This is a genomic window from Streptomyces sp. SM10 (genome assembly GCF_002910915.1).
Taxonomy (GTDB): domain Bacteria; phylum Actinomycetota; class Actinomycetes; order Streptomycetales; family Streptomycetaceae; genus Streptomyces.
In genome coordinates, this window is sequence record NZ_NEUF01000160.1 from 118,296 (window position 1) to 132,587 (window position 14,292).

General features: G+C 72.5%; 12 protein-coding genes. 2 read left to right on the forward strand and 10 right to left on the reverse strand.

The features are described 5' to 3' along the window. Positions 1 to 80: 80 nt before the first annotated feature. Complete coding sequence (locus B9S57_RS26150) at positions 81 to 1,601, forward strand: hypothetical protein (protein ID WP_258036616.1); 1,521 nt, start codon at positions 81 to 83, stop codon at positions 1,599 to 1,601. Here B9S57_RS26150 and B9S57_RS26155 read toward each other — a convergent pair. From B9S57_RS26155 to B9S57_RS26165, 3 genes are read right to left on the reverse strand one after another with little or no spacing between them, the layout of a single operon-like run. After that, positions 1,570 to 2,814 carry a hypothetical protein gene (locus tag B9S57_RS26155; protein WP_103759669.1) on the reverse strand — a complete coding sequence of 415 codons (1,245 nt, stop codon included), beginning with the start codon at positions 2,812 to 2,814 and terminating at the stop codon, positions 1,570 to 1,572. The two genes, B9S57_RS26150 and B9S57_RS26155, sit on opposite strands and share 32 nt — an antisense overlap. Next, entirely contained in the window at positions 2,811 to 4,499 is a 1,689-nt protein-coding gene (locus tag B9S57_RS26160) for a lipopolysaccharide biosynthesis protein (protein ID WP_103759670.1), read from the reverse strand. The genes B9S57_RS26155 and B9S57_RS26160 overlap by 4 nt, the downstream gene beginning before the upstream one ends. After that, a complete protein-coding gene (locus B9S57_RS26165; protein WP_103759786.1) occupies positions 4,496 to 5,740 on the reverse strand; it encodes a glycosyltransferase in 1,245 nt (414 codons plus the stop codon). Before B9S57_RS26165 ends, B9S57_RS26160 begins: the two co-directional genes overlap by 4 nt. 166 nt (positions 5,741 to 5,906) lie before the next feature. Between B9S57_RS26165 and B9S57_RS26170 the strand changes: the two genes are divergently transcribed. Next, positions 5,907 to 6,356: an adenylyltransferase/cytidyltransferase family protein gene (locus B9S57_RS26170; protein WP_103759671.1), complete on the forward strand. Its 450-nt coding sequence runs from the start codon at positions 5,907 to 5,909 to the stop codon at positions 6,354 to 6,356. Here B9S57_RS26170 and B9S57_RS26175 read toward each other — a convergent pair. From B9S57_RS26175 to B9S57_RS26205, 7 genes are all read right to left on the reverse strand, one after another. After that, positions 6,325 to 7,056 (reverse strand): CDP-alcohol phosphatidyltransferase family protein, encoded by a 732-nt coding sequence (locus tag B9S57_RS26175; protein ID WP_103759672.1) that lies wholly within the window; start codon positions 7,054 to 7,056, stop codon positions 6,325 to 6,327. The two genes, B9S57_RS26170 and B9S57_RS26175, sit on opposite strands and share 32 nt — an antisense overlap. A 76-nt stretch (positions 7,057 to 7,132) precedes the next feature. Further along, positions 7,133 to 7,555 (reverse strand): monovalent cation/H(+) antiporter subunit G, encoded by a 423-nt coding sequence (mnhG, locus tag B9S57_RS26180; RefSeq protein WP_103759673.1) that lies wholly within the window; start codon positions 7,553 to 7,555, stop codon positions 7,133 to 7,135. Beyond that, entirely contained in the window at positions 7,552 to 7,875 is a 324-nt protein-coding gene (locus B9S57_RS26185) for a monovalent cation/H+ antiporter complex subunit F (RefSeq protein WP_103759674.1), read from the reverse strand. Before B9S57_RS26185 ends, mnhG begins: the two co-directional genes overlap by 4 nt. Then, positions 7,872 to 8,501 carry a Na+/H+ antiporter subunit E gene (locus B9S57_RS26190; protein ID WP_103759675.1) on the reverse strand — a complete coding sequence of 210 codons (630 nt, stop codon included), beginning with the start codon at positions 8,499 to 8,501 and terminating at the stop codon, positions 7,872 to 7,874. The genes B9S57_RS26185 and B9S57_RS26190 overlap by 4 nt, the downstream gene beginning before the upstream one ends. After that, the gene (locus B9S57_RS26195; RefSeq protein ID WP_103759676.1) at positions 8,498 to 10,153 is read right to left on the reverse strand and encodes a Na+/H+ antiporter subunit D; all 1,656 of its coding nucleotides are present in this window, start codon (positions 10,151 to 10,153) and stop codon (positions 8,498 to 8,500) included. The genes B9S57_RS26190 and B9S57_RS26195 overlap by 4 nt, the downstream gene beginning before the upstream one ends. Beyond that, positions 10,150 to 10,800 (reverse strand): Na(+)/H(+) antiporter subunit C, encoded by a 651-nt coding sequence (locus B9S57_RS26200; RefSeq protein ID WP_258036618.1) that lies wholly within the window; start codon positions 10,798 to 10,800, stop codon positions 10,150 to 10,152. The genes B9S57_RS26195 and B9S57_RS26200 overlap by 4 nt, the downstream gene beginning before the upstream one ends. Continuing rightward, positions 10,797 to 13,700: a Na+/H+ antiporter subunit A gene (locus B9S57_RS26205; protein ID WP_103759677.1), complete on the reverse strand. Its 2,904-nt coding sequence runs from the start codon at positions 13,698 to 13,700 to the stop codon at positions 10,797 to 10,799. The genes B9S57_RS26200 and B9S57_RS26205 overlap by 4 nt, the downstream gene beginning before the upstream one ends. Between the last annotated feature and the right edge of the window lie 592 nt (positions 13,701 to 14,292).

Sequence of the window (14,292 nt, forward strand, 5' to 3'; positions counted from 1 at the left end):
TCATGTGGGCGGATTCGTTAGAGTGTTCGCGGGCCACGAGGCCGGCGAACGGGCCCCTGAGGGCCGGTGATCGGGGGGTCATGACGTCCGTGCACGAGACGGTGGGAGCCGCGCCCGCCCGAAAGGGTGCTCCGCGCCCCGGGGCCGAGCCCCCGGAGCGGCCGATCGCCTGGTCGATGCTGTCGCGCACGCTCTCCATACCGCTCATCCTCGGCCTGGTCTGCTTCCTGCCCGCGGTGATCGCCGCCCAGCCCGGCGACGGGGTCCGGGACACGGCGTACTGGCTGCAACTGGTGCTGACCTGCTATGCGGGGGCCCGGCTGGCGACGATGATCCTCTCCACCCGGCGGCGGCTGCTCCAGGGCGTCTTCTGGATGTTCGTGTACATCGCGATGGGCGTGGCCCCCTTCGCCCAGGTGGTGATCGGGCAGACGCCGACGCCGATGGTGGGGCCCCGCCAGGACCTGGTCACGGCCATCGCGATGGTCCTGGTGGGGTGCGCCGCCTACGACCTGGGGGCGCTGCTGGCCTCGCGGCGCCCGCTGCGCCGGCGCACCCCCTCCGCGCGCGGCCCGGGCGGGGGGCCCGCCGTGGCGCATCCGGTGCGGCTTCGACTACTGGTGCTGCTGGCGTTCACGGCGAGCGCGTTCTACGTGCTGAAGCTCGGCGGGCCCGCGGTCTTCTTCACCAGCCGGCAGGAGATCAACGAGACCGTCGCGGCGAGCGGAGTGACCGCGGAGGGGTCCAACGTGGGCTCGGCGTTCATCAAGGGCTTCGGCCAGGTCCCGGCGCTGTTGGCGCTGCTCTTCTACACCCGCCGTCTGGCGACCTCGCGCAGGGCGCGGCGCTCGCCCTCGACGGTGCTGGTGTGGGTGGCGCTGTCGGGCCTGAACCTCCTGGTGAACAACCCCATCTCCAACGCCCGTTACTGGTTCCTGACCGTCGTGGTGTCGCTGCTGTTCGCCGCCTTTCCGAGCAGTGCGGCGGTCTACCGGACGGTGCTGACGACGGGAGTGGTGGGGGCGCTGGTGCTGTTCCCGTACGCGGACAGGTTCCGGTACGAGGAGGGGGGACAGCGGGCGGTGCAGTCGGCCTCGGTCTTCGACCCGCTGGTGACCAAGGACTACGACCAGATGGTGATGTTCGCCAACACCATCTCGTGGGTCGACACCCGGGGCCATACCTACGGTCGCCAACTGGCGGGATCCGGGCTGTTCTTCGTGCCCCGAGCGCTGTGGAGCGGCAAGCCGGAGGACACCGGGGTCCGGGTCGGGCAGTGGATGGGCCTGCGGATGACCAACCTCTCGGCTCCGCTGTGGACCGAGTTCTGGGTCGACTTCGGCGCCTCGGGAATCATCGGCGGTCTCGCGCTGATCGGATACGTGTCGGCGCGCACCGACCGCAGGTACGCCCGGGCCGTCACCCGGGCGGGCCCCGGCCCGGGGAGCACCCTCGCGATCGCAGCGCCGCTGATCGCGGGGTACACCTTCATCCTGCTGCGTGGTCCGCTGCTCCAGGCGGCGGGGAAGCTGGCCATCGGAGCGCTCTGCCTCGTGCTGATCACGACGTTCAGGGAGCAGAGGGCAGCGCGTCGGCGCTGAGCACCTCACCCGCCGCGGGGCTCCGGCGCCGCAGTCGCACGACCCGGGTCCAGGTGGCGACGGCCTTGCAGACCGAACCGAGGCACAGCCCCCAGGCCGCACCGGGCACCCCGCCCAGGGCGTAACCGCCGGCCATGAAGACGACGGCGGTCAGCGAGAAGACCACCTGGATGCTCAGCGTCGTACGCGGGTCGAGCATGCGCAGGGCGAGCAGTCCGCAGGTCCCGGCGGCCATGGCGGCGTACTGGCTGCCGGTCGCCGGAAGGAGCGCCGATGCCACCGGCCAGGTGTCGCCGAGGAGTTCGCGGCCCGCCCGGTCGGGGAGCAGCACCAGCGCCGTGGCCCAGAGGGCGGCGGTGCCGGCGAGTACGGCGGCGAGCGCCGCGGTGGCACGGACCCGGCGCCGCTCGCCGGTGATGCGGCCGAGCAGCGGCGGGCCGAAGGAGGTGGCGGAGGTGAACAGCACGTTGAGCGGTCCGAAGAGGGTGGTCGCCCCGCGCAGCGCGCCGACCAGGAGCGGATCGGCCACGGCGCCGAGGCCGAGCACCGACAGCTGGCCGGTCGCGTTGCCCACGCCGAACTCGACGACGAAGCGCTGCCCCAGGTAGCCCCGGCTCAGCATGGGGCGCAACCGTACCGGCGTTCCGCTGGTCGCGCGGTGCAGCAGGAGGGCGGAGAGCAGGAGTGCGGGGAGGGCGGACAGCCCCCACACGGCGACCAGCCGGGCGGGGCCGGTCCCGTACCCCTGGGCGGACAGTGCGCCGAGTGCGCAGACCAGTCTCACCAGGTCCGAACCCAGAGCGAGATGGGGCCGCTGGAGGGTGGAGAAGGCGTAGCGCAGGGCGTCCTGCCCGAGCACCACCGGCAGGACGAGTCCGAGTACGGTCAGGGCGCGTGCGGTGTCCCCGGGGACGAGGACGCAGACGCCGGCCATCAGTGCGCCGAGGACCGCCGACGCCGCGACGGTGAACACGGCGGCCGAGCGGCAGGCCCCCCGGGCGTCCTCTCCGCCACCGCGCCGAAGCACCAGTGGCTGGCCGGTGTAGGCGCCGCCGGCGCCCAGCAGCACCGTGAAGACGAGGTAGACGGCGGAGAAGCGCGCGAAGTCGGTCACGGTGGTCAGCCGTGCGGCGGCCACCAGCACCAGGATGTTGGTCAGGGCCGCCACCCCCTGGTCCGCGACCGAAGCGACGATCGCGGTGCGGGCTCTCACCGGCGCGCCCCCGGAAGGGTGACGGAGCGCAGTCCCATCGTCTCGGCCGGGTCCCCACCGGGCGCCGGCGCGTCCGGACCCGCGGGGGGTCCGTCCGGTCCTCCGCCGGTACGCCTGCGGGAGGACCTGGGCGCGCGCTCGGCGCGGCGGAACCGGCCGCGCCCCGGGTGGAGCAGGGCGCCGAGCACCGACCCTCCGGAGGCGCCGATGATCTCGCGGATGCGTTCCAGGTCGCTGCGGTGCACCTCACGGGGGTCACAGACGATCATGACGCCCTCGACCCGGTCCACGAGGGCCACGGCATCGGCGTACGACAACACCGGCGGGGCGAGGACGATGACCACGGCGCCCGGCCGGTCGGCCTCGGCGACGATGCGGCCGACGGACGCGGAGGTCAGGGCGCGTGGCACGTTGTCCGCGGTGGCCCCGGCCACCAGGGCGAAGGCCCCGGAGCCGGGCACGTCCACGTTGGAGCGGCCGCCGGCCGGCCAGCTGCGGTCGCCCTCATCGGCGGCCCAGCGCGGCGGCCTGACCTCGTGGGCCGCCGGGCCCAGGTCACGGGCGAGGGACGGGGTGCGCAGGTCGGCCTCGACGAGCAGGACCTCGCGCCCCATCTCGGCGAAGGCGGCGGCCAGGTTGGCCGCAGCGGCGGACGCGGCGGCGTTGTCCCCGCGTGGCGCGGTCACCAGGAGACGGCGCCGCTCGGCGAACGAGGGGTCGTAGGCGAGCCGGAAGGCGACCGCACGGTACTCCTCGGCCAGCCGCGACCCGCTTCGTCCGATGGCGAGCAGAGCCCCTGCTGCCGTGCGCTCCCTCGGCAGGGTGCCGAGCAGCGGCGCACCGAGCGAGCGCACCAGCTCGCGGGGGGAGCGCACGGCGGGGTCGAAGACGAGGCGCACCCAGGACAGCAGCAGCCCGAGGGCAAGGCCGACGACCGCGCCGAGCCCGAGGAGCAGCGGGAGCCCTGCGCCGCTGGGCTCGGTGGGGGCGACGGGCTTCTTGTTGAGGTAGCCGGGAGTGGTGTCGAGTGCCCCCAGTTCGGAGATCTTCCGGCTCAGTTCGGAGATGGAGACGATGATGTTGGCGCGGGCGCTGCTGACGTCGTCCGCGGCATCGACGCCGGTCCGCTCCTCCAGCAGGTCGCGCTTCTCCTCCAGCGGTTTCAGCTGGGCGCGGTAGCCGTTGGCCATGTTGTCGATGCTCTCCTCGGTACGCGCCTTCCGGTGCGCGAGGTAGGCATTGGCCAGGGCTTCTGCGCGGGATCTGGCCTGCTCCGGGGTGTCCCCCGTGTAGGAGAAACGCAGGGTCAGGGTGTTGGGCGGGTTGGTCACCTGGAGGCCCATGAGGAGCTTCCGCGCGGTGACGTCGTCGCCCTCCTTGAGCAGGGTGGCGGCGGCCAGGTCACCGACGGTGTCACTGACCGCGGTCTGCCGCTCGGAGCCGATGTTGATGCCCTTGTCCGCGGAGGCACCGGTGGCGAACGGGTCGGAGGTGGCGGAACGTACCTGCACCTCTCCGGTGGCCGCGTAGGTGTCGTCACCGCTGAGCGCGAGGAAGCCCCCGCCGAGCAGGCCCACGACGACGCCGACGACGAGCAGGGCGCGGTAGCGCAGGAGCTGGCGGAACTGGTCCCGCAGCAGCGCCGGTTCGTCGTGGTCGTCCGCCGGGCGGATCGGATGTGTCATCGGCGCGCTCCCCCTTGTGTGTCCCCGGCTCGCGCGGTTCCCGCTCCCGCGTCCCCCAGGGCCTCGGCGAGCAGGGCGTCGAAGCGGGCGAGACCCGCCTCCCTGCTCAGGTGCTGTGCGACGTACCTCGGCCCGTGGGATCCCAGCGCCTCCGCCGCCGGCGGATCGGCGGCCAGTCCGCGTACGGCGGCGAGGAGCGCGGCGGGGTCCTCGGGCGCCACCAGGACTCCCGCCCCCGAGCGGCGCACCTCGTCGGCGGTGCCGCCCTCGCCGGCGACCGAGGCGACGACGGGGCGTCCGGTGACGAAGTACGAGGTGAGCTTGGACGGCACGCTCATGTCCAGCACGGAGGCCCGCTGCGTCACCGCGAGCACGTCGGCGGCGGCGAGCACGTCGGTGAAGCCGTCCGCGCCCGCCGGCGGGAGGAAGTCGAGGTTGGGCAGCCCCGCGGCCCGTTCGCGCAGCCCGTCACGCTGGTTGCCGTCGCCCATGAGGACGACCCGGATGTCGGGGGCCAGCCGCGCCAGGTCGACGAGGACGTCGAGTCCCTGCTTCAGCCCCATGTTCCCGGAGTGGAGCAGCACGGGGGTCTCCTCCTTCCAGCCGAGGCGCGCGCGGGTGGCGGCGCGGTCGGCCGAAGGTCCTTCCACATGCGTCCAGTTGGGGACCACACGGATGCGCCCGGGGTCCACCCCGAGGGCGGTGACGCCTTCCACGAAGCTCTCGTGGATGACACCGACGAGGGCCGCTCCGCGCAGTGCGTACCGCTCGGCCCGGGCGGCGACGGCCGCCGCCCTGCCTCCCCCGCGGATGCCGCTCTGCGCGGCGGCGGCGCCCATCAGGTCCTGGACGACGGGTATGTGGGGGACGCGGTGGCGGTGCGCCAGCCGGGCGGCGATCACACCGCCCGCGAGGCTCGGCATCTGGGAGATCACGGCGTCGGGGCGTCCGGAGGGCGGGGCGAGGATGCCGTGGGCGAGCACGGAGGCCTCGAACGCACCTCTGCGCAGCGCGGTCTGACGGGGTGGTACGTAATGGCGGCGCCGGTGCACGCGCACGCCCTCGCGGCTCTCCACCCTCCGCCACGCACCCCGGTACCGCTCGTCCACCCGCCAGGCGGGGTAGTGCGGCATGCCGGTCAGGACCTCGGTCCTGGCCCCCGACGCCGCCCAGTGCTCGGCGAGCTGGGTGGCGTACGGCCCGATGCCCGTCAGCTCGGGGGCGTAGTTGGTGGAGACCACGAGAAGTCTGCGGTTCTCGAACAGCTTCTGATGCTCAGCAGCGGACAACGGATGATCGCCTTCCCCCCGGAACAGCCTCTTCCTTGAGCTTATCCGTTCACGGGTTGCACAAGTGTTCTTCACAGTAAGGTCGTTGCACCAGTTCCACCGTGGGGGGAGAGAACGGATGGTGCAGCACAGAGTCGGTTACGCACCGGGGGTGTACGACCTGTTCCACGTCGGCCACCTGAACATCCTGCGGCATGCCCGCAGCCAGTGCGACTACCTGGTGGCCGGGGTCGTCTCCGACGAGATGGCAGCGCTGGCCAAGGGCCACAAGCCGGTGATCCCGTTGCGCGAGCGGCTGGAGATCGTGCGGAGCGTGCGCTACGTGGACGCGGCGTTCGTGGAGACGGTTCCGGACAAGGTCGAGACCTGGCAGCAGGTCCGCTTCGACGTCATCTTCAAGGGCGACGACTGGCGGGGCACGGAGAAGGGCGAACGCCTGGAGCGGGACTTCGCCGAGGTCGGCGTGGAGGTCGTCTACTTCCCGTACACCGTGCACACGTCCAGCACCCAGCTGCGCAGGGCGCTGGACGTGCTCGTCAGCCGGCCCGGAGCGCTCTCAGCTCCCTGAACCACTTGGCGAGGAACGCCACGAGGAAGAGGGCGTGCACGGCCGCGAGCACGGCGTACCCGGCCCGGAAGGCTCCGGGTGCGCCGAGCAGCAGGAAGACCAGGCAGAAGACCCCGTAGTCCGCGGGCAGCAGTGCGACGGCACGGAGCCGGGAGACCGGGGCCGGGGGGCCCTCGGCCACCGGCGCGGCGCGGGCCGCCGCCTTGCCGAGCTGCTCCCGCAGCAGCCCCGCGCAGAAGGTGAGCACGGCGACGAAGAGGAAGCCGAGCGGCAGCAGCAGCCAGCCCTCGGCGGGCAGTCCGTCGAAGCGGAAGAACGAGATCAGGACGGCGCTGTGGACCAGGACCATCTTCGCGCAGTCCACGACATGATCGAGCCATTCACCGTCCGGCCCGCCCCGCCCGGTCAGCCGGGCGAGCTGCCCGTCTGCCGAGTCGAAGGCGAAGCCGACGGCCAGACCCGCGTAGACGAGCACCCCGAGCCACCAGGACGGTTCGACGAGCGCCACGGCGGCGATCGACGCGAAGGTGAACGCCGCGCTCAGCAGAGTGACTTGATTGGGCGTCAGCCCCACCCGGTACGCGCCCGCCGCGAGCAGACGCCCGGCGGGCCGGTTCACGTACCTCGAGTAGAGCGACACACCCTTGGACGACTTCTGTGCGCCGCGCAATTCGCGCAGCACCGTACCCGTACCCGACATACGCCCCCCAGCGCCCGGTGGTTCCCGGCCGCATCATCGCAGACCACGCGGGAGCGCGGGGCGGATACGGGGCACTTCACGGCCCGGCCTCGGGGGATCGGCCCTGCCCGGTGCCCGGATCCGGCCGCTGTTCCGTCCCCCGCTCCGGTTCCGGCTCGGTCAGCTGGGCGTCCAGGTCGTCGAAGAGCAGCTCGCCGCGCTCGATCTGCCCGGTCCGGTAGGCCGACCGTGCCACGAGGTGGGCCGCCACCGGGCCCGTCATCAGCTGGAAGAAGCCGATGAGGGCCAGGGTCGCCAGGTCCATGCCGCCGCGCAGCCTCAGCGCGACTCCCGCCAGCACCAGCAGCAGTCCCAGGGTCTGCGGCTTGGTCGCCGCGTGGCTGCGCGACAGGACGTCGGGCAGCTTCAACATGCCGACCACGCCCAGGAGGCAGATCGCCGCACCGAGGAACACGAGGACCGCCCCGGCCGTGTCCGTGACCTGCACCCAGACGGTCATTTCCGTCCCTCCTCGCCGGCCGGCCTCCGGCGCGACAGCGGCTTGTCGCGCACGGCGATGAAGCGGGCGATGCCGACCGACCCGGTGAAGCCGAGGAACGCGAGAACCAGCATGATCGGGAAGTAGAACGAGTCCCGCGCGAAGGCGGACTTGGCGCCGAGGCCCGCGATGATCACGGCGGCGCAGACATCGAGCGCGATGGCCCGGTCCAGCATCGACGGCCCCCGGCTGATGCGGACGAGCAGCAGCGCTCCGGCGACGACGATGAGCACCACGGCGGCGGTCATCAGCACCCGGTCGACGGTCTCGGGACCGCTCATGTCCCCTCCTCCCCGCCGCCGGTCGCGAAGTCGGGCGGCGGCCCGGACACCCGGGCGATCTCGTCCTGGGTGCCGAACGCCCGTACCGTCAGCTCCTCGAGCCTCCAGACCGAGCTCCGGGCCGCTTCGAGCTGCTCGGGCCGGTCCGCGTCCAGGACGTGCAGGAAGAGTGTGGCCGTGGCCCTGCGCACCTCGACGACGGATCCGCCCGGCACGTTGGACACGGTGACGGCGGTCGCGGCGAGCATGAGATCGCTGCGGCAGCGCAGGGGGACGCCGATGACGGCGGGCCGGTGCGGCCGGTCGGCGAAGATCTGCCGGGTGACCTTCACCCCCGAGGTGTACATGTCGTAGAGCAGGTAGCCGGCGAGCCGGACGATGCCCCAGGGGTGCAGCCGCAGCCCCAGGTCGACCTGGGGCAGCGGGAACGCCAGGCAGACGACGACCGCGACGGCCGCGCCGGTGATGACGTTGGCCCAGCTCAGGGTGGACCAGAGCAGGACCCAGATCAGGGTGAGCCAGGCGATCAGCGGTAGATCGAGCACCCGGCGCCGGCGGCCGGCGAACTGGACGCTGTACGGGGGCAGGTCGGAATTGCGGTGCGACAGGGTGATCAGGCGCCTCACGGGCCGAGCACCTCCTCCACATAGGGCCGGCGGGCGATGAGTTCGGCCGCGGATCGGTCGGTGAAGGCCGTCAGGGGCCCGGCGAGGACGGTGAAGGCGAGCCCGAGCAGGACGGCGGCCGCGGTGGCGGCGGTCATGGCCGGTGGCGGACGGACCGAGGTGGTGACGGTCCGCCCCTGCAGGGTGGCGGCGACGCTGGTCCCGGACGGTCTCCCTGCCGGGACGACACCTTCGTCGCCCGTCCCCGGGATCTTGTCGGGTCCGGTGTCGGCGTCGTCGTCGTCACTGTCGTCGGCGGCCTCCAGGACCGTGCCGTAGGCGGCCTGGCCCGGTGGCGCGGCACGCCAGAAGGCCAGATTCCAGATCTTGGCCATCACGTACAGGGTGAGCAGGCTCGTCACGGTCGCCCCGGCGACGAGGACCCAGGCCCACGCGCTCCCGTCCGCGACACCGGCGCGCATGAGGCCGAGCTTGCCGATGAAACCGGAGAGCGGGGGGATCCCGGCGAAGTTCATCGCGGGGACGAAGAAGAGCACCGCGAGCAGCGGAGCCGCTCTGGCCAGTCCGCCGAGCCGGGTGAGCTCGTTGGTGCCGCCCCGTCGTTCGATGAGCCCCGCGACGAGGAAGAGCGTGGTCTGCACGGTGATGTGGTGGGCGACGTAGAAGATCGCGCCACCGTACGACTCGCGCGTGGCCAGGCCGATGCCGAAGACCATGTAGCCGATGTGGCTGATGAGGGTGAACGAGAACAGCCGCTTCAGGTCCGTCTGGGCGACCGCACCGAGGATGCCCACGATCATCGAGGCGAGGGCGACGGCCATGAGCAGATCGCCGAGCCGGTTCCCCGGGAACAGGAGGGTCTCCACCCGCAGCATGCAGTAGATGCCGACCTTGGTCAGCAGTCCGGCGAAGACCGCGGTGACGGGGGCGGGAGCGGTCGGGTAGGAGTCGGGCAGCCAGGCCGCGAGGGGGAAGACGGCGGCCTTGACGGCGAAGACGGTGAGCAGCATCGCCTGGATCAGGGTCTGTACGCCGAGGGGGAGTTCGGGGAGCCGGAGGGCGAGCTGGGCGAAGTTGGCGGTTCCGGCCGCCGCGTAGGTCATGGCGATCGCGGTCAGGAACAGCATCGAGGAGAACAGGGAGATGATCACGTACGTGGATCCGGCGCGGATCCGGGGGCCGGTCCCGCCGAGCGTGAGCAGGACGAAGCTGGCGACCAGCATGATCTCGAAGCCGACGTAGAGGTTGACGAGGTCGCCGGCGACGAAGGTGAGGGAGACCCCGGAGACCAGGATGAGGTAGGCGGGGTGGAAGACGGCGACGGGCGTCTCCTTGTCCCGGTCCGCCATGCCCTGGCCGAGCGAGTAGACCAGGACGCAGAGGGTGACGGCCGAGGAGACGGTCAGCATCAGCCCGGCGAGCCGGTCGGCGACCAGGGTGATACCGAGCGGCGGCGCGAAGTCCCCGAGGTCCACGGAGAGGGGCCCCTGCCGGTCGGCGGCGATCATCAGCGCCACCGAAAGACCGAGGACGGCCGTGAGGACGGCGACGCTGATGGCGCGCTGGAAGCGCGCGAGCCGGGTACCGAAGGCGAGGCTCAGCCCGGTGGCGCAGAGCGGCAGGAGGACGGGCAGCGGAACGAGCGCGTTCATCCGGCGGCTCCACGGTCGGGGCCGGGTGCCACGGGGCCCTCGGGAGGGGCGCCGGAGGGCCCGCGGCCGGTGCTGTCGGGGGGATGGTCCACGTAGTCCTCCGGGTCGGCTCCCAGCACGTCGTGCCACAGGTCGCCACCGGCGTCGCGCCCCCGGGCCTGCAGCGCCCGGTCGGCGCGCAGCCGGCCGCGCAGCCGGCGGTGCTCCTGGCGGTAGCGTGCACGGTCCTTCCGCGTGCGGCCGGGCTCGGCCCGGTACTCCTCGCGGAGTTCGGCCCGCTCCCCCAGCACCTCGGCGCGGAGGAAGATGCGGCGGTCCTCGAGGTCGTCGTGGACCTCGTCCGTGCCGGTCAGCTGGTAGCTGCGGTAGGCCATGGCGAGCAGGAACGCCGTGGTGGCGAGCGTGATGACGATGGCGGTGAGGGCGATGGCCTGGGGCAGCGGGTCGGTGATGCGGCGGAGCGGTGCGCCGTAGAGCAGGGGTGCCGCGCCGGCGGATCCCGTCGACGAGAGGACCAGCAGATTGATGCCGTTGCCCGCGATCACCGCGCCGAGCAGGATGCGGGTGAGCGGCCGGGTCAGCATGAGCATGCCGCCGACCGCGCAGAGGACCACCGCCGTGGCGAGGAGGGAGACGCTCATGATCATCGGCTCGGCTCCCCGGTCCCGGTGTCCGTCGCGGGGGCCAGAGCGCCCGCCGCCCGCTCGATCTGCCGGTCGACCTTGGCGCCCAGCGCCCGCACGATGTCCAGGACCACGCCCAGGACCAGCAGGTAGACACCGAAGTCGAAGAGGACCGAGGTGCTCAGGTGGTAGTCACCGAACACGGGCAGGTGCCCGTAGTGGGTCCAGGCGTGCAGCACCGTGCCCTCCGCGAGACCGCCCAGGGCGACCCCGGTGGACACGAACAGCCCGAGGCCCGTGAAGAGTCCGGGCTGCAGCGGCGCGGCCTCGGCGAGCTCGAACCGTCCGCCCGCCAGGTAGCGGGTGATGAGGGCGAGTCCCGCGACGAGCCCGGCCACGAAGCCGCCGCCCGGCATGTTCTCCGCGCAGAACAGCAGGTACAGGGAGAGCACCAGGATGGGGTGGAAGAGCAGCCGGGCCACCACCTCGAAGACGACGGAGCGGTGTTCGGGCGCGAGGGTGGATCCGGCGGCCAGCCAGTCGCGTTCGGGTGCGGTGTCGTCGCCCTGCGGAAGACCGTTCAGCCGCCCGTTCGACAGCACCCAGGCGGTCTCCCCCCGCAGCTCGTCCCGGTTCATGGAGGTCTCGCTGCGCCGGTGCAGGTAGATGAGGCTGGTCACCCCGATCGCGGCCGCCGCCAGGACGGCGGACTCCCCCATCGTGTCCCAGGCGCGCAGGTCGACGAGGATGGTGGCCACGACGTCCTTGAGCCCGTGGTGGGCGACCTCCTCGACCATGGCGGCGCCGGCGGGTTCGGCGATGCGCGCGGCGCCGGCCACCCACACGGACACGCCCACCGTCGCCGCGGCGCCCAGCGCCACCGGGATCCGCATCGCCCGCCGCCAGGTGCCGATCGCCTCCTCGAACCGTACGGGCATGCGGCGCAGGACCAGCACGAAGACGATCATCGACACGGTCTCGACGCAGAACTGTGTGAGCGCCAGGTCGGGTGCGCCCTGCACGACGAAGAGCAGGGCCGTCCCGTACCCGGTCAGACCGGCCAGGACGACGGCCTTCATCCGGCGGCTGACGGTCAGGCAGGAGAGCGCTGCCGCGCAGGTCAGCACGGCGACCGCGCCCTGGAGCGGGGCGTCCCACACCCGGGGGGCGACCGCTCCGTCCCAGGGGCGGTCGGTGAACAGGACCGCCAGCTGGCCGACGAGCGTCACCAGGAGGGTGATGGCCAGGTAGACGGAGAGCGAGCCGCGCTGGACGAAGCCGGTGACCTGCAGGGCGACGCGTTCCAGGCCGAGCAGGAGGTGCCCGAAGACGCTGTCCGCGGTCGGCCAGGCGATGCGCCGGGAGATCCGGGTGACCGCCGTGCGCCCCGCGAAGAGCGCGGCACCGCCCGCCCAGGCCGCGACGGAGAGCAGCAGGACCGTCCCGAAGCCGTGCCAGAGCGCGAGGTGGTAGGGGTGGGCGGGCGCGGGGAACGCGTCCGCGTACGCGGCGAACAGACGGTCCGTCCACCCGACGCCGGGACCGAGCACCAGCCCGGCGAGGGCCAGCACGGCGGGCGGGGCCAGGAGGCCGGCGCCGACCCGGTGGACGGGGGTGTCGGCCAGACCGGCCTTGCGGGCGAACGCTCCCCAGAGGAAGCGCAGGGTGTACGCGACGGTCAGCACCGAGCCGACGACGAGGACGGCCAGCGCCCAGCGGTCCGCCCTGTCGCCGCGCAGCAACGCGTCGAAGGCCGCCTCCTTCGTCGCGAAACCGAGGAGCGGCGGCACGGCGGCCATGGACGCGGCGGACAGCACCGCGACGGTGCAGAGCAACGGCATGGCGCGGCCGAGGCCGGAGAGCCGGCGCAGATCACGGGTGCCCGTCGCGTGGTCGACGATGCCGGTGACGAGGAACAGCGCGGCCTTGAACAGGGCGTGCCCGAGGATCATCGCGACGGCGGCGAGTGCGGTGTCCCGGCTTCCCGCTCCGGCGAGCACGGTGAGGAAGCCGAGCTGGCTGACGGTGCCGTAGGCGAGTACGAGCTTGAGGTCGTTCAGACGCAGGGCGCGCCACCCTCCGAGGAGCATGGTCGCTCCGCCCAGCACCAGGACGACGGGCCGCCAGACGGGGATGTCGGCGAAGGCGGGAGCGAGCCGCGCCACGAGATAGACCCCGGCCTTGACCATGGCCGCGGCGTGCAGATAGGCGCTGACGGGGGTGGGCGCGGCCATGGCGTTGGGGAGCCAGAGGCTGAACGGCCAGATCGCCGACTTGGACAGCGCCCCGCACAGGACGAGGACGACGGCCACCGACACCGCGAGGGTGGGCTCCGGCGGTTCGGCGACGATCGCGGAGATCCGGTAGGTGCCCGCCGCCTGGCCGAGGATCAGGAAGCCGACCAGCATGGCCAGGCCGCCCAGGGTGGTGACCGTCAGGGCCTGGAGGGCGGAGCGGCGGTTCTGTTTGCGGGTGCTGGTGTGGCCGATCAGCAGGTAGGAGAAGACCGTGGTCAGCTCCCAGAAGACGTAGAGCGAGATCAGGTCGTCCGCGAGGACGAGGGCGAGCATGGCGCCGGCGAAGGCCAGCAGATTCCCGGCGAAGGAGGCCAGTTGGGGCGACTCGTCGGTGAAGTAGGACGCGCAGTACAGCAGGACGAGCATGCCGACCCCGGCCGCGAGCAGCACCATCAGCTCGGCGAGCGCGTCCAGACGCAGGGCGACCGACACGTCGTAGGTCCCGATCCACTCCCAGGACCAGGTGACCGACTTCCCGGAGGCGGCGCCCTCCCACCGGGTGGCCGCCCAGACCGTGGCGGCCGTCGGCGGCAGGGCGAGCACGAGGAAGGCGAGCCTGCCGAGCCGTCGCACCAGCGGGCCCGCACAGGCCGCCAGGACGAAATGACTGACGATGAGCGCGATCACGACAGGGGGTCCGGAGCAAAGGCCACCGAATACAGATATATCCCCCGGCCCGGTTCACCCGTCCGGCGCGCCGCGCGGCAGCCGGTCCACTGGTTCCGGCCCACCCCGCCGCTCGCCCCTCCTCGTCGCACTGTCGTCACGGAACGGCGTCTGCCCTGTTCGCGGCAGGTCACACGGCATGACGTGACGCCCGGCCCCGGCGGCCTCACCGCCGGGCGTCCCGGACCGGAGCACCCGGTCCGGGCTCAGGGGCAGGTGCGCGTGGCGGCCGGGCGCCTCGCCGGGAAGCCCTCGGGTACGCCCGAGGGCACGGAGCCGGCAGTGGGCGCCGTCCGACGTCGTGATGCCGCTCCCCTCGAACGACCTCTTGACGCCATGTGGAGGGGGTGGGACGGCCATGTCCATCGCCTCCCCGGCGCACGGGCGAAGGCCGGAAACGTATACCCGCACGTTCAGCGTCGCTCCGGAGCACAAGACCCGCCACCTGGCACGACGGACATCACCGACACTTCGCCGGGCATTCATGCAGATCCTGTGGGCACGCCGTGTTGCACATGTGAGGCCACTTTCTCTTCTTTTTTGCACTGTGGCT

Coding starts and splice junctions, on each gene's coding strand:
- B9S57_RS26150 (WP_258036616.1), top strand. CDS start 81: ATGACGTCCGTGCACGAGACGGTGGGAGCCGCGCCCGCCCGAAAGGGT.
- B9S57_RS26160 (WP_103759670.1), bottom strand. CDS start 4,499: ATGACACATCCGATCCGCCCGGCGGACGACCACGACGAACCGGCGCTG.
- B9S57_RS26170 (WP_103759671.1), top strand. CDS start 5,907: ATGGTGCAGCACAGAGTCGGTTACGCACCGGGGGTGTACGACCTGTTC.
- B9S57_RS26175 (WP_103759672.1), bottom strand. CDS start 7,056: ATGTCGGGTACGGGTACGGTGCTGCGCGAATTGCGCGGCGCACAGAAG.
- mnhG (WP_103759673.1), bottom strand. CDS start 7,555: ATGACCGTCTGGGTGCAGGTCACGGACACGGCCGGGGCGGTCCTCGTG.
- B9S57_RS26185 (WP_103759674.1), bottom strand. CDS start 7,875: ATGAGCGGTCCCGAGACCGTCGACCGGGTGCTGATGACCGCCGCCGTG.
- B9S57_RS26195 (WP_103759676.1), bottom strand. CDS start 10,153: ATGAACGCGCTCGTTCCGCTGCCCGTCCTCCTGCCGCTCTGCGCCACC.
- B9S57_RS26200 (WP_258036618.1), bottom strand. CDS start 10,800: ATGATCATGAGCGTCTCCCTCCTCGCCACGGCGGTGGTCCTCTGCGCG.